The following is a 22,354-nucleotide window of genomic DNA, read 5'->3' as shown; positions in this document are numbered from 1 at the left end:
CGATTTGGGCCATGATGCAGGTCATCGCGACCTGCCGCATGTACGTGCTCTTGCCCGCCATATTCGGACCGGTGATGAGCAGGATCGGACCGCCTTCGCGCGTGAGCGAAGCGTCGTTCGAGATATAGGCGCTCCCCTCGGTGACGGCTTCGACGACGGGATGCCTCCCGCCCGTCACGTTCAGGTCGTAGCCGTCGCTCCAGGTCGGCCGGACATAACGCCGCTCCGCGCTGACCTCGGCGAGCGACTGGAGAACGTCCAGGCTCGCGACGCGCTCGGCCAGCCGCTGCAGCCTGGGGATATGGAGGGCGATCTCGTCGCGCAGGGCGGCGAACAGCTCGTACTCGAGATCCACCATGCGCTCCTCGGCTTCGAGGATGAGCGCTTCCTTCTCCTTCAGCTCCGGCGTGACATAGCGCTCGGCATTGGCCAGCGTCTGCTTGCGCTCGTAGCGGCCCTCGGGCAGCGTGCCGAGATTGGCCCGCGTCACCTCGAGATAGTAGCCGAACACTTTGTTGAAGCCGATCTTCAGCGACTTGATGCCCGTCGCCTCGCGCTCCCGCCGCTCGAGCTCGGCGATCCACGTCTTGCCGTTCTTGCTCGCTTCGCGCAGCTCGTCGAGACGTTCGTGGAAGCCGGGGCGGATCAATCCGCCCTCGCGCACGGACACCGGCGGCTCGGCCGCGATCGCGTCCGCGATCGCGAGCGCCAGATCCTCGCAGGCGTCGAGCGTTTGCGCCAGCGCGGACAGCGGCCCGGAGCCGAGCTCCGCGCAAATGTCCTTGAGCGCCGGAATGCGCGACAGCGACGCCCCGAGCGCGTTCAGGTCGCGCGCGTTGGCCGTACCGTAGGCGATCCGCCCGACGAGCCGCTCGAGATCGTAAATCTCAGACAGCGCGCCGCGCAAATCCTCGCGCAGCATCCAGTTGCCGTGCAGCGCCTCGACCGCGTCGAGCCGCTCGTCCGCCGCCGTCCGATCGAGCAGCGGCTGGTCGATCCAGCGCTTCAGCTGGCGCGCGCCCATCGCCGTGCGCGTGCGGTCGAGCAGCCAGAGCAGCGAGCCCTTGCGGGCGCGATCGCGCACCGTCTCGGTCAGCTCGAGATTGCGCCGCGTGAAGGCGTCGAGCGCCATGAACTGCTGCGGGTCGTAGCTCTTGACCGCGCGCACATGGGCGAGCGACCGCTTCTGCGTCTCGCCGAGATACTCTGCGAGGCGGGCGACGGCGAGTTTCCTTACCGGCTCGTGCCTGTCCCACCGCTCTTCGGGGAACTGCGCGGCCAGCCGCTCGTCGGGCGCCTCGGACTGCGACCTGACCGTCGTGACCAAAGTTCTGCCGGACGATCGGGACGCTCCTTCCAATATGGCAAGCGCCCGCTCGTCGCCGACCGCCTCGGCCGGGCGATATACGTTCAGCTCGTTTTTAACGGACTCCGCCGATGCGGCAAACGACGTCACGTACATCTCCCCGGTCGTCAGATCGCACGCGGCGAGCCCGAAGCGGCCGTCCTGCTCGGCGGCGCCTACGATAAAGTTGTTCGCGCCGCCCGCCAGCGACTTCGTCTCCATAACGGTGCCAGGCGTCACGATGCGCACGATCTCGCGCCGCACGACGCCTTTGGCCGCCTTCGGAGCCTCCACCTGTACGCAGATCGCGACCTTGTAGCCTTTGTCCACCAGTCTCGCTATGTAACCTTCCGCCGCGTGATAGGGAACGCCGCACATCGGAATGCGCTCTTCCTGACCCGCGCCCCTGCCCGTCAGCGTAATCTCGAGCTCGCGGGACGCCGTAAGCGCGTCTTCGAAACACATTTCATAGGAATCGCCCAATCGGAAGTACAAAAGCGCGTCCTTCGCTTCTTCCTTCACGGACAAATACTGCTGCATCATCGGGGTATAGCCAGCCATAGCATCCTCCATTGTCGCTCTGAACTCATCCATCTATTATACCAAGCTTTGCGAGGTTCGTCGTGGTCGGCGCGGAAACTGGCAGAAAGTAGGTCAGACGGTCCCGCGCGCATGAAAAAACGGCAGCGCCTTTTCGTAGGCCACCTGCCGCTTGCCTTGCGCGAAAGGCCGAGCGAACGGCGGGCGCCGATCCCGACCAAGTTCCGTCATTCGGGAATCCGCCATCCGCGCCGGATATCCGCGCTTTCGTTCCACACTTTGCCCGCTTCGATCGCATCGAACAGAAATCCGGCCGCCTCGCCGTATTTCGCATAAGCCGGCAGCGCTTCGAGCGCGGCGCGCACCGCTGCGGCCGCCTGACGCAGCGGCGTCAGGCTTCCATCGTAGAAGGCGTCGCGCAGCGCGTCGTCGTCGAGCGGGCGGCATCCGGCCAGCTCGCGGGAATGCTCGGCGGCCAGCTTGGCGAGCGACAATACGCCGAGCGCGAGCCGCGGCGACACGAGCCAGCTCGGCGGCGTCCGGTATTCGAAGCCGCCGTGCGACTTCGTCCGGAAGTCGCCGAGCGCGCCGTAGCGCGGACGCCGGCGCCCCGCGCCGTCCGGCTCGAGCAGCCGCAGCGGCAGCGCGAGCGCGTTGTCGAGCGCCCGCAGCCGCTCGGCCGTAAGGGCGACGCCGCTAAAGTGCAGGTGCCCGCCCAGCGGCAAGCCCTTGACCGGCGCGGCGCCCGCGCGCCAGCTCAGCCCTGCGCCCGCCGTCCGCGCGGACGCGTCAAGCAGCAGCCGCCGGATCCGCTCCGTCAGCACGGCCGGCTCCCGCGCCGGCCGCGGCCGCAGCTCGGCAAGCGGCCAGCGCTGCTCGCCCCGCACGACGACCGAGTCGCTGCCGGCGCGCTCTCCCGGACCGAAGTACCGGGACGCCGGCGCGATCCTGCCTGCGGCCGTGAGCATGACAAATTCCGGATCCGCGCCGATGAGCGCCTCCGGCTTGCCGATTGCCGCCTCCACAGGCCATCGGGCCGCAAATGCGGCGGCCGCCTCGGCCAAGCTGCGCGCGCCCGCCTCGTCGGGCTCGCCGATGGCCGCTTCCAGGCCGACGATGACGCCTCGCCGACCGGATGCGTCCACCTGCCACGTCACCGTGCCGAGCTCAAGCCCGAGCGCATAGATCGCGCGCGCCGAAGCTCTGCTGAGCCGGCGCGCCAGCTCGCGTCCCGCCGCATGCGGACCCGGCTCCGGGCGGACGATCGGCGCTTCGAGGCCGAACACGGCGACGACAAACGTCCGCGGCGGCATGCGGAGCGTTCCCGGCGCCCCGTGTCCGCGGCGCCAGCCTCCCTCAACGCCGCCGCCGTTTTTCCGGATCGCCGATGCCAGCCCCTCACGCGCGAGACGCCGATCGAGCTCCGCGGCCGGCAGCGATCCGACCGCGCCGGCGGCCGCATTCCAGGTCCAAGTCCCGGCATGTCCGGCACTTGCCGCCGAAGCCGAACGCACGCGCTCTCCCTTTTCGCCGGACAAGCGCACGACGACGTCGGAGGGTCCGGGAAGGCTGTCCGCGCCAAGCCGCTTAAGTCCGGCCGACGCAAGCAGCTCGCCGACCGCTCCTCCTCCTTCGACCCATACCGTCCCGGGCGCCGCCTGTCCGATCTCCCCGCGCTTGCCGGCCGCCGTCCGCGAGCCGATGACGACGGCATTTGCTGCGCCCATGCCGCGCTTCAAGCCGGATTCCCTCACCGCCATCCCCCCCGAACAACACGGGAAGGGCCGTCCCGCCGACGGTTGTACGTCGAAGCCGGATGACCCTTCCCTGATTCTGTCCTTGCCCCGGCGCCGGAACCGCAGGCGGCTTCGCAAACGGGCCTAGCCCTTAGCGTTGCGCGCGATTGAGCCGACGACAAAGCGATTTTACCGAACGAAGCAGGCATCCGCCCTCGACACTTCCATCGCTTCTGCATAGACATAAGTATCGGCCGCAGCGGGCCGCTTACAGATCGTCTTCAAGCAGGTCGGCATCGAGGTCTTCGTAATCGCCTTCGTCCAGCGCAAAGTCCGCGTCCTTGCCGTCTTCGAAGTAGTTCGGATCCACGACCACGCAAACTTTGGTTTCCGCGACCATCTCGACCGCGTATTCGCGCTCCACGCGAATAAGCACGGAAGTACCGCCTCCGCCGATCAACGCTTCCACGCAGTTCGGTTCCTGCGTCGCATCCGCAGACACCTCTTCCGTGGAGCTCCGATGACGGGGGTCTACATACGACAGCGGCACGAGCTCCGAATACGAGACCGTCTCCTTGGCGACGTCGGTCTGGGAGTTCTTGTCGTACGAATACCAGATGTTGATATCGTAAGACCCGACCACCTCGATGCCGTCACCCGAACGAACCGCTTCGTACTGGTGATTGATGATCCATGCCCCGAGAATGCTGGTGGGATGGTGCGGCGGCGTGACCGAATGGGTAATCGTCGAGAATTTGCGGCCCTTGCCGCAGACTGCCTTCGTGATGATTTCCCTTCGCTGCAGCCGTTTATCCGCGAGCGTCATGCAATGACCTCCTCCATACAATCAATTCAATTAAAGTCTATGCAGGACATTCGTCTAGAGTGACAAAAACGTATCCTTGCATTGACGCTTCGTCTCTATGATTGTATGCCGGTCCTTGTTCATGAAGACCTGCGCATTTTGCCTCTTCTCCCGACGGTCAAGTAGCGGCGAAGCTCCCGGCACAGGTGCAGCAGCGCAGCCCGGATCTCGAATTCTTCCCGTGTCGCCGGCAGCGGCATCGCTTTGAATTCCCGTTCGAGCGCGTCCAGCTCGCGTTCGGTCTTGCCCTCGTAAAATTCGGACCGCACGTCCCTTGTCAGCCGGTCGAGCAGCGAAGCGATCGCTTCGGACTGCGGCACGCTCGACGAGACGAACGCGATGTTTTCCATCATAAGCTGAATCATGTCGAGCTGCTCGCGCCGCATGCCGAAGTAGAGCAGCCAGGGCTCGTCCTGCCGGCTGAGCCGGTTTTCCTGCGAGCGCTTCGCCGCCTGCAAGCCTTCCTCGATCGCCGCTTCCGCCCGGAGCAGCTCGTCGCCGTTCCATACGGTCGCCGGGTCGCGCAGAAACTTGGCCAGCTCGCCGAGCGTCGCGACGAACATATCCTCGGTCGTCTGTCTCAATGATTCGAGCGACTTGCGCTGCTTCGGCATATACGCAAGGTTAAACGCCGTCGCCGAGCCGAGTCCGATGGCGAGCAGCGCAAGCTCCGTGCCGATCGTATGCCAGGACACAATCCCGTTGTGGAACAGATGGAAGACGATGACCGAACCGGTCACGATGCCTTCCTTCATCTTAATGCGCGTGAGCAACGGGAATGCGATCAGTATGTACAGCGCAAGCGTCCAGACGTGGAAGCCCGCCAGCAGGAACACGGCCGATGCGACGGCCAAACCGATGACGGACGCCGCGAACCGCGCGTATACCGTCATGATGCCCCGCCAGCGTGTCGTATCGACGCCCAGGATGGCGAGGATGCCGGCCGCCTGCGCATTTTCCACATTCAGCAGCATCGCGATATAAATGGCAGCCACAGTCGCGAGTGCCGTTTTCATCACGCGCAGTCCGACCAGGCGTCGCAGGTCGCTTGATTCCTTTGTCGCGCTCATGCCGTTTCCCCCGATTGTTACGCGAATCTGATGTCTTCATCGTAACCGTTCGGCAAAGAGACGTCAAAACAACGACCGGCGCGGCCAGCCGCTCGAATTCGAGATGCGGGTATCCGGTCCGCTCCTTCAGGCGGCGATGAAAATCAGCTTCGTCGGCGTATGGAACGGTTGCGTGCCGAATCTCGTGCCTCACTTCCGTCACGATTCGCACATGGCGTCGCCGAAACGATTGCAAACCGGACCGGAAATCTGTCCAGCCCACTAAGAGCCGCATCCATGAGGGGAGTTGTACGGAACTGCTCCGCATGGCAGCCTCATAAGGTATCGTCCCATACCAGGCCTACGGTAATGATCTGCCGGGGGCCGGCTTTGACGGCAACCTCGCTTCGATCGGTCTTCAGCTTTTCGAGCGTTTCCTCGTTCAAATTAAGCAGATGGACTTCGGCAAGCGCGCGATGGCAGATCAGTCTGCCGCTCGCCTCTAGATCGGTCGTGTTAAAAATTCTAACGATCCAGCGGTTATCCCCCTCTTCGGCCGCTTTGACCGCGCTGACCTGCAGACCGGCACCCGCTATGCCGAGAAAAGATGACGAGAGCGGCAGGTTCGCGTCTCTGCGATAAGGCGATTCTCTCCATACGCGGCCCGCCGGCCGTTCCGCAGTACGAATGCCGGCCGCATAGCGCTGATGAGCCAGCCAGAGCTTGCTCTCGAACTGTTCCTCGACGCGAAACGGTTCGATCGCATACTCGAAAGTCATCGTCCTCAACTGTTGGCCGCCGTCCCCCGGATCGGTGCCGACCTCTTTGGCCGTGCTTCGGAAAAGGGTCAACCAGAGCGCCCGGTCCTCGTCGTCGCGCAGGCATACCTCATAAAGCCCTTTGCTGTATATGGCAAGCCCCGCCTTGCCGTCGTTCGCGGCCAAAATGCCGTTGTGCGGAAAAGCTTCGTACGGCTTGCGCAAATAATCGGATCGGTCCGGCTCGCGGAACGGACGCTTCACCAGGTCGAACGGCGTGCTGGCGGCGTAACTGTCCGTATCGAGTCCAGTCGGGAACCAGACGCCGAAGCGATGGTCGCGCACCGCGTTATCGACGACGGTCCGGCAGTAAACCTTCGCATCGCCCTGAAGGAGCGTGATAAAAGTCGTAACGGCAAAGTCCGTCCACGCGTCGCTTCGCCTCGTCCCCGAAGCGTCGACGCCCGCCGGCAGCCGCATGCCAGACCGGATCCGAAGGCAAGTGGCATATGGACCGTCGTACACGACGGACAGCTGCGCTGGCGGGCCGGAGGAGGTAAAGCGTTCATTGCCGATCGGCGCCATATGCGTCCAGCCGTCCCCGATATCTCCTTCATCTTCGAAACGGAGCAGCCCGCGGAACGTATGGCCGGTCGCTGCCTCGGTAATATCGAGCGTGCCGTCCGGCCGTACCTCCAACCGGATCCGTCCGTTGTCCCAGGCGCGAGCGCCGATTCTTTGCGTCCCTGGATGGCGGACGGGCGCGACTAGCTTCGGCGCGCTGAACTCGAGCGGTCCGTGCCAATCGAGCTCGAAGGGCTCGACCGTGTAGGCCGTATAGCCGAACGAAGGTACTTTCGCATGGATCGCCAGCCGGTAAACATCGCTGACGCGGGCTCGCGGCAGCTCACGGTACGGCCGGTACATCTCCGCATGCTCGCGCTGCACCGACAGCACTTGATAGGCGATCTCGCGACGTTCCCCGTCGAATAGCCGGAAGGAGGTGCCTTGCAGATTATGATCCGCCATCCGCAGCGAGGCGTCCGACCCGGCCGGCAGCGAAAGCTCGATCTCCACGATGCCGTCAATCGCGCTTTGCGACATGTTGAACACGGCAAGCACTTGTTTACCGTCCACCTGCGTTTCGTTCAGATGGTTGACAACGTACTGCAAACTTTCCTTAACGAGTCCTTCGCCGATGAGTCTGGCCTGGTCGAACCGGTAGATCATATCCCGATGGACCTGGTTGATCGAGCAGCCGCAGATCGAATCGTGCGGATGATTTTGAAGCAGATGCGCCCAAGCCTCGGACAGGAAGCCAGCCGGGTATGGCTTGCCCAGCGCGGCGGTCATGACGCCGAGCGGTTCCGCCCATTTCTCCAGCAAATTTTCCCCATACTGATTATTCTGCTTTAGATGAATGCGGGAAGACAGCACGTTTTCCGGCACCCAGTTGTTAATGCCGCTGAAGCCGAGCGCGCGCTGCTCGCCTTTGTGCACCTTAAGATCATTGATTTTCGAACGCAGCTCGGCCGTATATTGCTCGATCGTGGCATGAACGAATTCAACGCCAGTTTCTTCCGTCAACATGCGCAGCAGCCATGCCAGCTGAGGTTCGATCTCGACATGGTCCACGCCGTCCATCCCGATCGCGATGTCGGTGGTAGCGCGTTCATTTTTAAACGCTAAATACTGCTGCGCCCGCTGGACCAGCTCCTCCGCATGGCCTGCGTAATCGTCGTCCCGCTCGAAAAACGGCCATCTCACGGCAAAGTAAAAATCGCTGTACGCCCGGTCCTCGTCAAGCTTCAGTCCCAGCACCCGGCTGCCGTCCGCGCCTTCCCACCACAGCTCGGACGGATCTTTGTCGCCGCGAAACCCTCTGAACATCACGGCATGATCGATTCCGAACCCCTGAAGCAGTTGCGGCAATTGACTGTTGTGGCCGAATATATCCGTTACGTAACCGGAGCGTACGGGCTCTGCCCCCCATTTGCGGGATTCGCGAATGCCTTTGAGCAAATTGCGGATCAACGACTCGCCGCTGACCAGAAATTCATCCGGCATGACGTACCAGGGTCCGATCTGTATTCTTCCGTCCGCGATCAGCTTGGCAAGCCGCTCCCTGCGCTCCGGCCGTATGCGGATGTAATCGTCCAGGATGATCGTCTGTCCGTCCAGCATGAAGTAACGGTACGCCTCGTCGCCTTCCATATGATCGATGAGTTCGTCCATCATGTATACGAGCCGCTGGCGAAAGCCCTGGAAATCCTGGTACCACTCCCGATCCCAATGCGTGTGCGACAATACGTATACCTTACTGATTTTTTTCTGCGAATCGCTCAATTTGAATCCCCCTCAAATGTTCAAATAATATATCATTATAAACGTCGAAAGAATGAACCACAACTATATGTTATATCATTATTTTCGATTGTGCATGACCGGAAATAACAGAAAAGCCGTCTCGAAGTCGGCTAACCGGCCTTGAGACGGCTCTTCTATGGAAACCGCATCTATAATGTTCAATTTTGCTGGGGAGCCGCGGTCGACTCGCGTATGACGAGCGTAGTGTCCAGCTGCCTGCCTGCAATGGGAATTCCGTCCCGGACGAGCCGGATGAGCGCTTCCGCGGCGCTTTCCCCCATTTCGTAGAAAGGCTGGCTGACCGTCGTCAGCGGCACCTCCAAATATTCAGTCATGGCGAGATTGTCGAAGCCCGCGACGGACAGCGCTTCGGGAACTGCGATTCCTGCCGTCAAAGCGGCCTTGATCAGATGAATAGCCAGAATATCGTTGCCGGCGAGCAGAGCAGTCGGCCGCGAATGGCCCGACAACCAACGCTGCAAAAGAGCGGACGCTTCCCTTAATAGGGCATCCGGTTTACTGACGTCGGTCCAGTCCGCGGACTCGATCCAGTCCGGACGCACGGGAATGCCGGCTTCGATCAGCGCGCGGCAATAGCCCTTGTACCGCTGACGAAGCGAGGGATGCAAATAAAGCCCCGGCGCAACGAATGCGATACGTTCGTGTCCCAGCCGGATCAAATGCCGGGTCATCTCGTAGCTGCCGCCCTCGTTGTCCGGCGAGAACAGCGGCACTTCGATGCCTTCCAGCGGATGATCGATGACGACATAGGGAAATTGCCGGATCGTCATGCCGCTGAACAGGTCGATGTTGTCCATGCCCGCGCAAGGATACACAATAATCCCCCGCGCGTCCTGCGCCAGCTTTTCCAGCAAGCTCCGTTCCACGCGCGGATCCATCATCGCGTTGTGAAAGCTCACGTAATAACCGTGCTTCCGCGCCGCATGCTCGATGCCGCGCAGCATATCCTGCCCCGCTTGCTCCAAATCGCTCATAATGACCGAGATGAGGGGAAGGGCGACATCGGCGGCCGTTTCTGCGTCGCTTGAATCTTGTCCCGTCCCGGACTTCGCTTGATCATGCATGCCCCGCTCGTTGCGAAGGTCCAGATCCTCGCGAACAAAAGTCCCTTTGCCTTTCACGCGATACAGCAGCTGCCGATGCTCCAGCTCCTTCATTGCGCGGATCACGGTGATCCGGCTCACGCCGAACCGTTCGGCGATCTCGAGCTCCGTCGGCAGCCGGTCTCCCGCCTTTAACCGCCGCTCGGCGATTTCTTCCAGGAAATAAGAGAAAATGGTGCGATATAGCGGCGTCCCCTGCGTCATTAATCTCATGCCCTTCAATGTCGTTGCAGTCATTATAGCAAATGACATATCATTCAACCAACTCTCCTATTGCCTTCCGTTCCATAAAAAACAGACCTGCCGCCCAAGAAGGACGTCAGGTCTATGTCCGAACAAAATGAAAGGCTGGCCTTTATTTCAAAGCGTATTCGGGCTGATAAGCCTTATAAACCGGATTTTCCCCGCAAACCATGAGCCCCTGCCCCCAGTTCACATGCACGTCTTCGGTCGGCAGGTCCGTCGGATCGCGGTACTGGAACAGCACGTTGCGCCGATTGCGCGTACTGCGGTTTATGTCGGAGCCGTGGATGGTCAAATAGTTGAAGAACAGCACGTCGCCCGCAGATGCCGGACAAGGCGTCGCCGCGGATAACGGATATTGCTTGTGATCGAGGTAATAGCGTCCGACATGGGGCAGCAGCCCTTGCTTGTGGGAGCCGGGAATGACGCACAGGCAGCCGTTTTCCATGTCCGAGTCGTCGAGATGGACGCTGGCCGCGAGCATCGTATGGTCGGCATGCGGGAAATATGGCGTGTCCTGATGCAGCGGGAATGCGGCGCCCTTCTCGGGCGGCTTGACCAGCATCTTGCTGTGATGAAGCTGGACGTTCGGACCGATGAGCTGCGACAGGACGGCCGTCATGTTCGGATGCACGGCTGCGCGGGTGAACGAGGCGTCGTGATAATGGACGTCGTGGAAGCCCTTGAGCACCAGCTTCTTTAACTCCTCGGGCGGCAAATAGTCTCCTTGCCAGGTCGCGTTGCCGTCGAATTTCGACCTGGCGGCGCGTTCGATGATGCCGGTCACGGCGCCTCGCATCTCCTCCACTTCTGCGAACGAGAATACGCCGCGAACGAGCAAATACCCGTTATCCTTGTAAAATTGTACGTCGTCTGCTTTAATCAGCTTATTCAATCAAAATCTCCTCCTTCGATGTAAACGCTTGTAATACGATCAGTATAGGAAATTTGGAGCCGCCTTGTATTTGCAGAAGCCGGACGCTCGTTTGCAAAATCGCGCCAAGAGGTGATTTCGGTGACGGAAGACAACTTTGTTCTCGCGACCCGGATTTTGAACGACTACAACCGAAGATTGGGCGAAGAGGACGGCGATGGCGTCGCCTTCCGAATTTACAACTGGGGACTCGTTTGGCAGCATTACGACAATCCCGTCCATCGGCATTCTTTTTATGAAATTTGCTACGTGCTGGACGGCGAAGGCGAATACGAGGACGACGAGATCACTTACAAGCTGGAAAGCGGCTCCCTCTTCGCTTCGCTGCCCGGACATTGGCATCAAATACGCAGCCGTACCGGCCTGATGCTGTTTTTTGTCGCCTTCGAAGTCGTCGCGGCAGAGACGTCGCCCGAGACCAGGCAGTATGAGAATGAAATGCTCGGCTGCCGCTTGCCGGTCGTCGTCGATCCGGAAGGCGTGACCGCGCTGCTGTGGCGTGCGTTGTATCGGCATGTCCTGCTGCACCGGGAGGACGGCGAGACGCAAACGAAACGCCTGTGCGCGATGCTTCTTCGCTCCTTTCCGGGAACGTTCGGCAAACGGGACGAAGCGCCCGCAGCCAAGTCGAGATCGTCCTCCCGCTCCCGCACGCATCTCGTCCAGCTGGCCAAGCGCTATATTCGCGACAACCTCGCGAGCTCGCTTCGACTGGAAGAGGTGTCGGCATATTTGAACATATCCGCGCGCCATCTGTCCCGCATCTTCAAGGAAGAGCTCGGCCAATCGCTCGTGGACTACGTCACCGAGGAACGAATGCGAACGGCGGAAGGCCTGCTCAAGACGACGATCTGCAGCGTCAAGGAAGTCGCGGATGTCACGGGGTACCAGTCCGTGCATTATTTCACCCGCGTCTTCTCCGATCGCCACGGCCTGCCGCCCGCCGAGTATCGCAAGGCCGCCTTGCCCGCCCGTACGTAACCAACGCAGTCCGCGCATAAGCGCATGCCAAAAAGGGATGAACGGAAAACCCGTTCATCCCTTCGGCAGTTGCGTTCTTCGTTAACGAAGCCGGTAGATGTGTTTGTACTTTTCTTCCAAGTAATCGCACAAATAATCCGACCGCAGCGCTTCTCCGGTGATCCGCTCGATGATCTCGCGCGGTTCGAGCATTTTGCCGTGGCGGTACACCTTCTCCGTGAGCCATTCCTTGAGCGGCAGCAGGCGGCCGGCAGCGATGTCCTCGTGCAGCGTCGGCAGCTCCCGCTCGGCCGTCTTCAGCATTTGCGCCGCGTACATATTGCCGAGCGAATACGACGGGAAGTAGCCGAACATGCCGCCCGACCAGTGGACGTCCTGCAGGACGCCTTCGCCCGCATTTGCAGGCTCGATGCCGAGCGCTTCTTTATACTTCGCATTCCACACTTCTTCGAGCCGTTCGGGATCGAGATCTTCGTTAAACAGCATCTTCTCGATCTCATAACGAATCATGATATGGAGGTTGTACGTCAATTCGTCCGCCTCGATGCGAATAAGCGACGGCTCGACGACGTTGATGCCGCGATAAAACGCCTCCGCCTCCACGCCTTCGAGCTGGGCGGGAAATTCCTTTTTGAGCTCCGGCAAATACCGCTCCCAAAAGCCGCGGCTGCGTCCGATCATATTTTCCCACAGACGCGACTGAGATTCGTGAATGCCCATCGACGTGCCGCCGCAAAGCGGCGTGCCGTTCAGCTTCGGATCGACGTTTTGCTCGTACAAGGCGTGCCCGCATTCGTGGATCGTGCCGAACAGCGCGCTCGTCAGATCGTCTTCGAGGTAACGCGTCGTAATCCGGACGTCGCCGGTGCTGAGGCCGGTCGCGAACGGATGCACGCTCTCGTCGAGTCTGCCCGCTTCGAAGTCGTAGCCCATCTGACCGAGCGTATACAGGCTGAAGCGCTTCTGCGCCGCTTTATCGAACGTACCCTGCAAAAATGCCGTGTCCGGCTTGTCCCCGCGCCCCGCGATGTCGGCCGCGAGCGGCACGAGCCTGTTGCGCAGCTCGCCGAACAGCCGGTCCAGGTCCGCCGTCGTCGTGCCTGGCTCGTACATGTCCAGCAGCGTGTCGTACGGCGTCCCCTTCACGCCCCATAGGGCGATAAAGCGGCGGTTGTAGTCTATAATTTGCTTCAGGTAGGGGAGAAAGCCTTTGAAGTCGCTTTTGGCCTTCGCTTCTTCCCATTCGGTCTCGGCCTGGGAGGTCAGCACGACGTATTCGCGGTACAGCTCCGGCGGAATCTTAAGGTTCCGCTCGTATTCCTTGCGCGTCTCCTTGATCAGCTTGCGGTCCACGTCGGTCAGTTCGACGTCTGCTCCCGCCCCATCCAGCTCGCCCAGCAGCTCGCCCATCTCTGCTGAAGTGGACAGCCTGAACATCTCCGACGACAGCGTGCCGACGGCCTCCGAGCGCTGGGCGATGCCCTTGCGCGGCGCGCCTGTCCGCATGTCCCAGTAAACGACGCCGAGCAGCTCCTCGTAATGCTTGATCTGGGTCGTCAGCGCACGAAACCGGGCGATCGCCGAATGCTTCGCTGCAGCATTTTCGCTCATGCCGATCTCATCCTTCCATTTCCTATTGAAAAGCAGACCCCTTGATCATACCTGCCCCGATCTCTATAATCAACATAACGGTCTTATAACGCTGGCCAAAGGGAGCGATGAGCGATGAGAATCGAATGGACGAGTGAGGCGGCCGCCGCGCTGCAAGCGAAGTTCGACCCGCCGGTCCGCGTCTGGAAGCTGGTCTCGGACAACGAAGGCTGCGGCTGCGCCGTGAACGGCGTACCGTTTCTGTGGGCGGTCGACGCGCCGGCCGAGGGCGATCTGCAGGCGGACAGCGAGCCGATCGAACTGTGGTACGAGCCGCAACACGCGGTTTATTTCGACGAATTGCTGCGCGTCTCCTACGACGGCGCAAACCGCAGCTTCAGGCTGTCAAGCGACGGCCAGATCTACACGAACGCGCTGGGCACGATCGACCTGAGAACTTCCGCAAGCACTCATATTCGCTGATAGGAGCCATCTACTATGACCAAATTGGAAGAAGTACTTAGCCACAACCGGGAGTTCGTCGCGAACAAAGAATTCGAAAAGTACGCGAACAACAATGCGATCGACCGGCGTCTCGTCGTCGTCACTTGCATGGACACGCGTCTGACGGAGCTGCTCCCGAAGGCGCTCAACATACGCAACGGCGACGCCAAGATCATTAAAAACGCAGGCGCCATCATCACCGCGCCGTTCGGCAACATTATGCGCAGCGTCATCGTCGCGCTTTACGAGCTGAAGGGCGATGAAGTCATGATCATCGGTCACAAGGACTGCGGCATGACGGGAATCGATCCGAAGGTCGTCGTCGGTCACATGATGAAGCGCGGCATCCGTCAGGATACGATTCGCATGCTGCACAATTCCGGCGTCGACTTCAACCGCTGGCTGACCGGCTTCGAAAACGTCAAGAGCAGCGTAGAAAACAGTGTCGACATCGTCCGCAACCATCCGCTGCTGCCGCCGGGCACGCCGGTCCACGGCCTCATCATCGATCCGGTAACCGGCGAGCTCGAGCTCGTCACGGACGGCTACGCTTACCTGTCGGCGCAAAACGACGCCAGCGCGCTGATCGATTAATCGGCATTGCCAAGGGTTCGGTCGCGCTGCCGGCTGCGAATCGCGGCCTCCCTCGCCTGGACGACGTCGGTCCGGTCTCTCGCGATATGGCGATGGACGACGCTCTCGTCCGCCGCCGCTCCGGGAGACAGCCAAGCCGCGCCAAGCGCCTCGCACCTGCGAACGGCAGCGTCCAGCAGATCGCGGTCGGCGATCGGCAAGTTGAAGTCGTCGTAGACGACGCTGCGCGCATCGGTCCAGCGCGCCATTCTTTGGCCCAGCATTCGCTTTAATTGCCCGCCGTCCAGGCCGAGCTCGTCCATGCGGTCCGGTTGGAGCTCCGAATCGGCCTTCGCGAGCAGCTTCAAGGCGCCGCTGCCGTTGCCCCTGCGCGCATGGTACTGCATGACGGCGATCCGAATAAGCACCAGCCAGCTGCCTTCAAAGGCGGCTTCTTTTTTTTGCTTCCAATATTCCTCCATAATCTCATGACACTCGAAGTAATCGCGGGTGCCATGGTATTCCGCCAAATAATGTACGAAAGGCTCGGGAATCGGGAATAATGACATCATGGCGACTGCGCGCTCCTTCCATCCATGCAACTACCGTCAGCCACTAGCATACGAAAAAACGCAAAAAAATGAAACCGCATGCGTTTTTCGCCGTATTACCGAACGCATCTCATATACACAGGAGGAATCGCAGCGTATGTGGAAAAAAATGTTGCTCGTGTTCACGCTGTTCGCCTTCACGGCAGCGGTCGTCATTCCGGCCGACGCGGCAGACGCCGCGCGCAAGGGGTTCAGCTCCAGCAAGCGCTCTTACACGAAGACGCCGGCTAAGGCGCAGGACAACGTATCCAGCAGCACGAACAAGAAACCCGGAACGACGGCGGGGGCCGCTGCAACGACGCAAAAGCGAGGATTCATGAGCGGAGGCAGCTTCATGAAGGGCCTCATGATCGGCGGCATCGCCGGCATGCTGTTCGGCGGCATGTTCGGCGGCATGGGCTTCTTCGGGGACATGCTTGGCCTGCTCGTCAATCTCGCCGCCATCTTCTTTGTCGTCGTCCTGATCATGGGTATCGTGAATTCTTTGCGCCGTCGCAGACAGCATCAGCCGCAAGGTCCGAACGATTCCCCTCGCCGCTGGTAATCCGATATGCGGCTGACGACGGACGAGATCGTAAACGCCGTATGCCTGCATACGGCGGAGCGGCAGCAGGTGCCCGTCACCGCCGTTGAAGTCGAGCTCTCGTGGGACGACGAGCAAGGCTTCACCGCCGAGGTGTGGGTTGAAGGACGCAGCCGCTACCTGGTCGAAGCCAATCTCAAGGAATCGATCGTTCGATATATGCTGACCGAGTACGAGCGCCGCGTCTACCCGTCGTCCATCACGATGGTGGCGGACGAAGAGCTTGAAGAGATATTCGCAGACGTAATCGAAGAGTAGCGGCAATAAGGAAGGGCCGGCGGTCATTGACCGCCGGCCCTTCTGTCGTAAGCGTCAAGCTCTCAGCTTGCCCTCGCGCAGCGGCTCGAAAAAGCTCCGTTCGATCTCGCTCGCCGGAATCGGCTTGCTGAAGTAGTAGCCTTGAATTTCCCTGCAAGACTGTTCGCGCAAAATATCGAGCTGCTCCTTCGTCTCGATGCCCTCGGCGATAATGTCGAGCTTCAAATGCTCGGCCATCGAGATGATCGTCGCGACGATCGCCCGATCGCTCTCGCTCACGGTGATGTCCCGGATGAAGGAACGGACGATCGTGAGCTTGTGGATCGGGAAGTGCTTCAGGTAGCTGAGCGAGCTGTAGCCCGTCCCGAAATCGTCCAGGCTGATGCGGACGCCAAGCGCGCTGAGCCGGTTCAGAATCGCCGTCGACACCTCCACGTCCATCATCATGCTCTCGGTAATTTCCAGGTCGAGAAACTGGGGCTCGAGCCCCGACTCGGACAGGATGTTCGCGATATGCTCGTCCAGATTCGATTGATAAAATTGCTGCGAGGACAGATTGACGGACACCGGCACGAGCGGCCCGCCGGCCTGATGCCACGCGCGCATCTGGCGGCATGCCTCGCGAAGCACCCAATCGCCGAGCGGACCGACGAGCGCGATCTCCTCCGCGAGCGGAATGAACACGCCCGGAGAGATCATGCCTTTGCGGGGATGATTCCAGCGGACAAGCGCCTCCACGCCGATCATGACGCCGTCAGAGGAACGCACCTGCGGCTGGTAAAAGAGCTCGAGCTCGTTGCGCGGCAGCGCCTGTCTGAAGTCGCGCTCGAGCTCGAGCTTCTCGTTCAGCTTGTCGTTCAGCTCGGGCTGGTAGAAGCGGAATCCGTTTTTCCCTTGCTTCTTGATCTCGTACATGGCAAGGTCCGCATGCCGGAGCAGCTGGTCGGGATCTTCGCCGTGCCCCGGGCAGACGGCGATGCCGATGCTGGCCGTTACGTAGTAGTCCTGGTGATGCAGCGGGTAAGGGCGCTGAATCTGATGCACGATCTCCTCGGCAAGCTCGGACAACTCCTCCCTGCTGCATGCGTTCATGACAAGAATTGCGAATTCGTCGCCGCCCAGACGCGCGAGCTCGGCGCTGCTCCCTTCGAGCGCCAGCAAGATCCGCTCCGACACGTCCTTCAGGAACTGGTCGCCGTATTGATGGCCGAGCGAATCGTTGATCAACTTGAAGCGGTCGATATCGAGCACCATGACGGCGAAGCAGCTCCGATGCTTGCCCCAACCGGATGCCGTCTCCGCGAGTCGTTCTTGCCACATGCGGCGGTTCGGCAAGCCCGTCAGGTCGTCCTCGTATGCCATTTTCCGAATATGCTCTTCCTTGGACTTGTCTTCCGTGATGTCCCTAAGCTTCATGTACATGCCGACGTCCCCCTCGCCCGAACGGACGGTCGCGATCGACACCATGAGACTTAATCGATCGCCCTTGGCATTCACAATGGTCGATTCGTATTGCTGGTGCCTGCCGCTTTTGGCAAGCGCGAGAATGTGTTCCGGATCTACGGAGCGCTCGGATACGGCGACGCGGAGCAGTTCCTCCAGCGACATGCCGATAAGCGCGGACTGGTTAACGCCGACGATGCGCTCGGCCGAAGGATTCAGACCGGTTATTTTATGATCGAGGCCGAGCGTGATGATGCCGTCGGTCATGCTGTCGTAGATCGCTTTGTACCAATTCTGGCTCTCTTCGATACGCAGTTGCTTGGCCGCGAACCGCTTGGCGATGACGATGCCCGCCAGCGACAGGCCCAGCGTCAGCAGCGTGCCGACGACGACGCCGTATGCCATGTACCGTTGATTCGAAAACATGTCCATGCTGCCGTGCATCGCGGAATGATCCATCTCGAAGGCGGCCGCGCTCATGCCCGTATAGTGCATGCCGGCGACCGCTGCGCCCATGATCAGCCCGCTCGCCAGCTTCTTGCGGATCGCGTACCGCTTCTGCTGACGGTGATAGACGAACGCAAGCCAAAGCGCTGCGACCGAAGCCAGCAACGCGATGACGACGGACAGCGTCACGATCAGAGGCGAATAGACGATCTGCATTTTCATGGCGTCCATGCCGATATAATGCATCGCGCAAATGCCCGTGGCCAGGAAAACGCCCGCCAGCAGCAGCCGGCGATACCCCAAATGAGGCTTGGCCGCGAGCAGGAGCGCGGCGAAGCAGCCGGCGATCGCAGCGGCGGCGGATATGAAGACGAGCATGCCGTCGTATTTGACGACCATCGGCAGGCGCAAGGCCAGCATGCCGACGAAGTGCACCGACCAGATGCCCATGCCCATAATGGCCGAGCTGAAGCCGATCCAGAGCGTTCGGTTGCCGGAGGTCGCCTTGCCGATACGGCCTGCGAGATCGAGCGTCGTGTAAGAGGCGAGCACGGCGATCAGATAGGAGAGCAAGACGAGAGAGAGATCGTAGGATCCGTGCGTGTGCATCATGAAGGGTCCTCCCTGACAAATCTTGCGCCGCAATAAGGCCGCGCTTTTACCCATTATACGTGGAATCGAACCATAATACACCCAAATGTTGGCGCAATTCATCATAATTCATCGATTTTTGTCGATCAAGTGTTCCATATTATACTTCTTAGCCGTAAAAAAACCGCCAGGGACAAGTTCGTTCCCTGACGGTCCTTAGAACAGCGTTGCTGCTGTCAAAAGCTTAATTCACGGTCAACACCGGTTTATTGGCTGTGTTTTCTTTGCTGTTCAAGCTTATGCTTGCACCATTGTTATTCTCGACCTGCAGCTTGAAGGTCACTTTTTTGTCTCCGCCAAACTGGCTGTTCACATAAGTTGTGGCATCGATCGTGTACCAGCCTGCCGCCGATACGTTAAGCGTACCAATCAGTACTGCGTTCGTACTGCCGGGCTGATTGTTCCAGGTGATCCCTCCGGTGCCCGATTCAATCCAGCTGTCGTTGCCTGCAAGTCCATATACCTTGACAGGCGTCGCTGCGGAGGCGGCGTTAACGTACACCTTCAGTAGCGCTGAAGCAACGGATGTGCCGGCGCGTCCGGTGAGATCGAATTTGACGAACCCTTTCCGGTTATATCCCGCATCGGGATCTCCCTTTATATCGATCGTCGATGCGGTACCGTAGTTTGTCGTCTCATAGGTGCCGTCTCTCACGTAGGCGTCGCCGTTCGTCGTGTAGTCGGTCGAAGCGCTCGAGCCTCCGCCCATAAACGCCACCATCGCCATGCCCGCCGCATTGCCCGAGATGGTCACTTCATTCGTGGCATAGTCTCTGCGGTTGTCGTGCCAGATCATTCGATTGTCATTGAACTGCACGATAGCAGGGTCTTCCTGGCCCGCCAGCAAGGGGTCCTGCTGATCGACCGCATATTGCGCGCTGGTCTCGAAGCCTTCGCTCCAGGATCCGCGAAGCTGATAGTTCGGATTGGTCACTCGGTTCAAGGTCGTGACGCGATGGCGAGGATTTTTAAACCAGGTCGTGCCCGCCCCGTTCAGCATGCTTACGCCCCAGGGATTTTTGCCCAGCATAAAATCGATCTGCTGCTGAGCCAGCGCGGCATACGTGGTATTGCCGGTCAGCTCCTGATACATCATCGCTTCAACCGCATTGTTGCTCATCGCTTCGTACGTTCCCCATTTGGGATCGCTGCTCGTATTCCAAAACTGTCCGTTCGCGTAGTTCTTCTTTAAGTTCAGATGGTTGTTGATCCGGCCGGCGGCCGTATTTTTGTAGGTCGGGTCCAGGGAGGCGATCTCATAGTTGGCCCAATGATAGGCTCTCGACCAGTTGAGGCTCGTATCGCTTTTGTTGTACCATTCCCCCGCGCTGTCGCTGTAAGCTTTGGCCTCCGTCAAGTATGAGGCCGTTCCTGTCGCCCGGTAGAGCTCGGCTGCCGCCCAGGCCATATCGTCTTTGTAATCGGTATCCACGTAAAATTCGTCAGCGTCCCCTGCGATCCCCGTCCTTGTCTTGCCCCAGGTGTAGATCTGCTGGGCGGCGGTCAGATAGCTGCTCGCCAATGCGGCGTTATAGCTCGGTCCGTTCGGATCTCCCCAAATTTTGGCGCCAAGCGCCAATGCGGCGGCTGCCTTTCCGGCCAGATTGGCGCCCGTACCGGCAGGAGACGGATGCACCGGGCGCGCCGCGCCGTAGATGGTATTGTCGTTCTGCGGCCAGGTTTTGCTGCGCGAATCCAGATCGTCATTTTCCACGTCATGATCCAGCCCGTCCGCGACTTCCATGTACAGCATCTGGTTCGTGTTGTCCCACATCTTCTGGATAAAATCGAGACCGACCTTGGCTTCCGTCAGTACGCCGTTTATGCTGCCGGGCTCGGGAAATACTTCCGGATGATGGACATACGTGGTCAGCATCACATCCGCGACATGACCGATGGTGCTCATGAATTTGATATAATCCGACGCATCGTGCCAGCCGCCGGTGAAGTCCTTCGTGCCGGACGCGCCGTCGGGCTTGCCGTCAACGGATGAATTCGATCCCGGGACATGGCAGACGAGATGACCGTCCGGATTCGTATTGCCGCATCGCTGCACCTTGAAAAACTTCATGGACAGGTCGGCAAGACTGCTGTACGCCGCAGGATCGATATTAAAGGTCGGGGATTTATAGGTGTTGATTTTAATATAATATCCGTTGCCAATCGTATTGAGCGAGCTGAAATCCAAAGCATAGGAATAAGGAATATTAGCGCCGCCCGCATCTCCCCAGCTCCCTTTGCTGGCGGAGGAGATGGTGCCGTTCAGTACCGAAGTATTGCTTGAATTGTATACATCGTATCGGACGCCGCTCAAATTCGTACTCGATAACACCATGCCAACTTTACTCGCGCCCGGGCTGTATCCGACCTGATTCACGCGGATAAATATGCCGCTTGCGTTGGCCTGCACCGAATTCTCCTCCCTCATCCCGCAGGCAGATAAAATGGCGGTCGTCAGGATCGCGACTGTCAGCAGAACCGTGTACGTTTTCAGAACCTTAAACATGGCGCTCAGCTCCTTTTCGTTCGCTTAGGTTTCTTGCTCGACGTAGCCGATGGATCAGCTCAGCTTAGACGAAGTTCAGCCCGCCGGCGTACGGCAGCGGCACGGGGAACAGACCGGGCATCGCAGCGCGCGCTTCGAACGCCGCAGGCTGCGTCGGCACGGGATCGAACATCAGAGAGACGAGTGTCTCGGCATCCAGCTCGAACGCCCCGCCATTGGGCGCTGTCAGCGCATAACGATGATGTGCCAGCGTGCGGATTCGAGGTACATCGCTCGCCGCGGCTGCATGCCAATACGGCGCCAGCGATTCGAACAGCCGCTCCGCGTCGGCGATATGGATCGTGCCGAGATTGCGGTCCTTGGCGGACGGCACGTCTGAGAGCGCCTGCAGCAGCTCGGTCTCGTGCCAGGCGACCGGCACGTCCAGCCGCGGCAATCCGTATGCGACGACGGCATGACCGAATATGGCGGCCAGTGCGCCGGCTTCGCCTGCCCATTCGACGGCGAATGGCTCCTGCCCGCTGCCGCGCCCGTCCGGCATCGCCACCACGGCGAACGCGGCGATGCGGTCGCCTTCGGTCGCGACGAGCGTGCGATGCCGCAGCTTGAAGCAGCTCGCATACGCTTCGCAGGCGATCAGCTCCGCCAGCTCGCGCACAGTCTGCGCGTAGGCGACAGGGCGCGAATCAGCGAGCGCTTGCATTGGAAGCCAGTCCGTCCGCGACAGCTCGCGAACCGCGATGCCGGAATGGATCCGAAGCAGTTCCTCTCCCTGAACCGGCCCGATCGTAAAGCGCGTGATCTCGCCGTACGAATGGCATTGATTGCGCAAATACAACGAGCGGGTGCCCGAGATCAATATAAGCGCACCGCCGGACGCCCGAATATGCGACTTTGCCGCCTGCAGCAGGCGGCCGGCATGACCGCGGCCGCGGTAGTCCGGCGTTGTGAATACCGAGCCGATCGAGAATATCGGCACATGGGCGGCCCCGATGCGCACAGTAGCGGGAACAAGCCCCATGAACGACACGAGCTTGCCGTCTTCAAAGGCGCCGAGCGATTGCGACAAGGCCGCCGAAAAAACGGATGAAAAAGCGATCCCCATCGAAGTTTGCTCCGTATCGCGGAACACGGCGTCGGACCCGCAGATCGCTTGCGCCATTTCCTCGGGCGCCAACGCTCGAATGCCGGTCATGCCCGAAGCGCCTTCTTCATCCACGTTCCTTCCCTCCCGTCAACGTCGACA

Annotated in this window: 17 protein-coding genes; 5 read left to right on the top strand and 12 right to left on the bottom strand. The window is 60.3% G+C overall.

The features are described from left to right. The 7 genes from mutS to KVT38_RS17665 form a co-directional block, all read right to left on the bottom strand. The coding region (gene mutS / locus KVT38_RS17695) for a DNA mismatch repair protein MutS (protein WP_217595064.1) at positions 1 to 1,906 on the bottom strand (1,906 nt) is incomplete at its 3' end. A gap of 206 nt (positions 1,907 to 2,112) precedes the next feature. Further along, positions 2,113 to 3,639: a putative amidoligase domain-containing protein gene (locus KVT38_RS34825; protein WP_217595063.1), complete on the bottom strand. Its 1,527-nt coding sequence runs from the start codon at positions 3,637 to 3,639 to the stop codon at positions 2,113 to 2,115. 250 nt (positions 3,640 to 3,889) lie between these two features. After that, complete coding sequence (locus tag KVT38_RS17685) at positions 3,890 to 4,447, bottom strand: outer spore coat protein CotE (protein WP_217595062.1); 558 nt, start codon at positions 4,445 to 4,447, stop codon at positions 3,890 to 3,892. A 119-nt stretch (positions 4,448 to 4,566) separates the two neighbouring features. Beyond that, positions 4,567 to 5,556 carry an aromatic acid exporter family protein gene (locus tag KVT38_RS17680; protein WP_217595061.1) on the bottom strand — a complete coding sequence of 330 codons (990 nt, stop codon included), beginning with the start codon at positions 5,554 to 5,556 and terminating at the stop codon, positions 4,567 to 4,569. A gap of 314 nt (positions 5,557 to 5,870) precedes the next feature. After that, the gene (locus KVT38_RS17675; protein ID WP_217595060.1) at positions 5,871 to 8,639 is read right to left on the bottom strand and encodes a glycoside hydrolase family 38 N-terminal domain-containing protein; all 2,769 of its coding nucleotides are present in this window, start codon (positions 8,637 to 8,639) and stop codon (positions 5,871 to 5,873) included. Between the two features lie 179 nt (positions 8,640 to 8,818). Beyond that, on the bottom strand, positions 8,819 to 9,997 hold the full coding sequence (locus KVT38_RS17670; RefSeq protein ID WP_217595059.1) for a GntR family transcriptional regulator: 1,179 nt from the start codon (positions 9,995 to 9,997) through the stop codon (positions 8,819 to 8,821). Positions 9,998 to 10,139: 142 nt separating this feature from the next. Further along, complete coding sequence (locus tag KVT38_RS17665) at positions 10,140 to 10,913, bottom strand: phytanoyl-CoA dioxygenase family protein (RefSeq protein ID WP_217595069.1); 774 nt, start codon at positions 10,911 to 10,913, stop codon at positions 10,140 to 10,142. Between the two features lie 129 nt (positions 10,914 to 11,042). On the opposite strand from KVT38_RS17665, the gene KVT38_RS17660 reads away from it, so the two are divergent. Beyond that, positions 11,043 to 11,942, top strand: a complete 900-nt coding sequence (locus KVT38_RS17660) for a helix-turn-helix domain-containing protein (protein ID WP_217595058.1) — start codon at positions 11,043 to 11,045, stop codon at positions 11,940 to 11,942. An 81-nt stretch (positions 11,943 to 12,023) separates the two neighbouring features. On the opposite strand, the gene KVT38_RS17655 is transcribed toward KVT38_RS17660, so the two are convergent. Further along, positions 12,024 to 13,553, bottom strand: coding sequence for a carboxypeptidase M32 (locus KVT38_RS17655; protein ID WP_217595057.1), 1,530 nt, complete (start codon positions 13,551 to 13,553; stop codon positions 12,024 to 12,026). Between the two features lie 114 nt (positions 13,554 to 13,667). Here KVT38_RS17655 and KVT38_RS17650 point away from each other — a divergent pair, with 114 nt between their 5' ends. Both KVT38_RS17650 and KVT38_RS17645 read left to right on the top strand, forming a co-directional pair. After that, the gene (locus KVT38_RS17650) at positions 13,668 to 14,015 is read left to right on the top strand and encodes an iron-sulfur cluster biosynthesis family protein (protein ID WP_217595056.1); all 348 of its coding nucleotides are present in this window, start codon (positions 13,668 to 13,670) and stop codon (positions 14,013 to 14,015) included. Positions 14,016 to 14,030: 15 nt separating this feature from the next. After that, a complete protein-coding gene (locus KVT38_RS17645) occupies positions 14,031 to 14,630 on the top strand; it encodes a beta-class carbonic anhydrase (protein ID WP_217595055.1) in 600 nt (199 codons plus the stop codon). Here the strand turns inward: KVT38_RS17645 and KVT38_RS17640 are convergent. Beyond that, positions 14,627 to 15,181: a DUF309 domain-containing protein gene (locus KVT38_RS17640; RefSeq protein ID WP_217595054.1), complete on the bottom strand. Its 555-nt coding sequence runs from the start codon at positions 15,179 to 15,181 to the stop codon at positions 14,627 to 14,629. The two genes, KVT38_RS17645 and KVT38_RS17640, sit on opposite strands and share 4 nt — an antisense overlap. Positions 15,182 to 15,317: 136 nt before the next feature. Between KVT38_RS17640 and KVT38_RS17635 the strand changes: the two genes are divergently transcribed. Next, positions 15,318 to 15,764, top strand: a complete 447-nt coding sequence (locus tag KVT38_RS17635) for a hypothetical protein (protein WP_254639307.1) — start codon at positions 15,318 to 15,320, stop codon at positions 15,762 to 15,764. 6 nt (positions 15,765 to 15,770) lie between these two features. Further along, positions 15,771 to 16,061, top strand: coding sequence for a DUF2653 family protein (locus tag KVT38_RS17630; protein ID WP_217595053.1), 291 nt, complete (start codon positions 15,771 to 15,773; stop codon positions 16,059 to 16,061). A gap of 54 nt (positions 16,062 to 16,115) precedes the next feature. Here the strand turns inward: KVT38_RS17630 and KVT38_RS17625 are convergent, their stop codons facing one another. The 3 genes from KVT38_RS17625 to KVT38_RS17615 all read right to left on the bottom strand — a co-directional run bounded on the left by KVT38_RS17625 (position 16,116) and on the right by KVT38_RS17615 (position 22,327). Continuing rightward, on the bottom strand, positions 16,116 to 18,563 hold the full coding sequence (locus KVT38_RS17625; RefSeq protein WP_217595052.1) for a bifunctional diguanylate cyclase/phosphodiesterase: 2,448 nt from the start codon (positions 18,561 to 18,563) through the stop codon (positions 16,116 to 16,118). Positions 18,564 to 18,786: 223 nt separating this feature from the next. Further along, positions 18,787 to 21,108 (bottom strand): glycoside hydrolase family 9 protein, encoded by a 2,322-nt coding sequence (locus tag KVT38_RS17620; protein WP_217595051.1) that lies wholly within the window; start codon positions 21,106 to 21,108, stop codon positions 18,787 to 18,789. 64 nt (positions 21,109 to 21,172) lie between these two features. Further along, positions 21,173 to 22,327: a GNAT family N-acetyltransferase gene (locus KVT38_RS17615; RefSeq protein ID WP_217595050.1), complete on the bottom strand. Its 1,155-nt coding sequence runs from the start codon at positions 22,325 to 22,327 to the stop codon at positions 21,173 to 21,175. Positions 22,328 to 22,354 lie beyond the last annotated feature (27 nt).

Origin of the sequence: Cohnella sp. GbtcB17 (genome assembly GCF_019091135.1) — a bacterium.
GTDB lineage: Bacteria > Bacillota > Bacilli > Paenibacillales > Paenibacillaceae > Cohnella.
Note: the sequence above shows the minus strand (reverse complement) of the source record. Positions and strands in the feature narration are given on the sequence as shown.

Coding starts and splice junctions, on each gene's coding strand:
- KVT38_RS17625 (WP_217595052.1), bottom strand. CDS start 18,563: ATGATGCACACGCACGGATCCTACGATCTCTCTCTCGTCTTGCTCTCC.
- KVT38_RS17630 (WP_217595053.1), top strand. CDS start 15,771: ATGCGGCTGACGACGGACGAGATCGTAAACGCCGTATGCCTGCATACG.
- KVT38_RS17685 (WP_217595062.1), bottom strand. CDS start 4,447: ATGACGCTCGCGGATAAACGGCTGCAGCGAAGGGAAATCATCACGAAG.
- KVT38_RS17655 (WP_217595057.1), bottom strand. CDS start 13,553: ATGAGCGAAAATGCTGCAGCGAAGCATTCGGCGATCGCCCGGTTTCGT.
- KVT38_RS17620 (WP_217595051.1), bottom strand. CDS start 21,108: ATGTTTAAGGTTCTGAAAACGTACACGGTTCTGCTGACAGTCGCGATC.
- KVT38_RS17645 (WP_217595055.1), top strand. CDS start 14,031: ATGACCAAATTGGAAGAAGTACTTAGCCACAACCGGGAGTTCGTCGCG.
- KVT38_RS17650 (WP_217595056.1), top strand. CDS start 13,668: ATGAGAATCGAATGGACGAGTGAGGCGGCCGCCGCGCTGCAAGCGAAG.
- KVT38_RS17640 (WP_217595054.1), bottom strand. CDS start 15,181: ATGATGTCATTATTCCCGATTCCCGAGCCTTTCGTACATTATTTGGCG.
- KVT38_RS17635 (WP_254639307.1), top strand. CDS start 15,318: ATGTGGAAAAAAATGTTGCTCGTGTTCACGCTGTTCGCCTTCACGGCA.
- KVT38_RS17670 (WP_217595059.1), bottom strand. CDS start 9,997: ATGAGATTAATGACGCAGGGGACGCCGCTATATCGCACCATTTTCTCT.
- KVT38_RS17680 (WP_217595061.1), bottom strand. CDS start 5,556: ATGAGCGCGACAAAGGAATCAAGCGACCTGCGACGCCTGGTCGGACTG.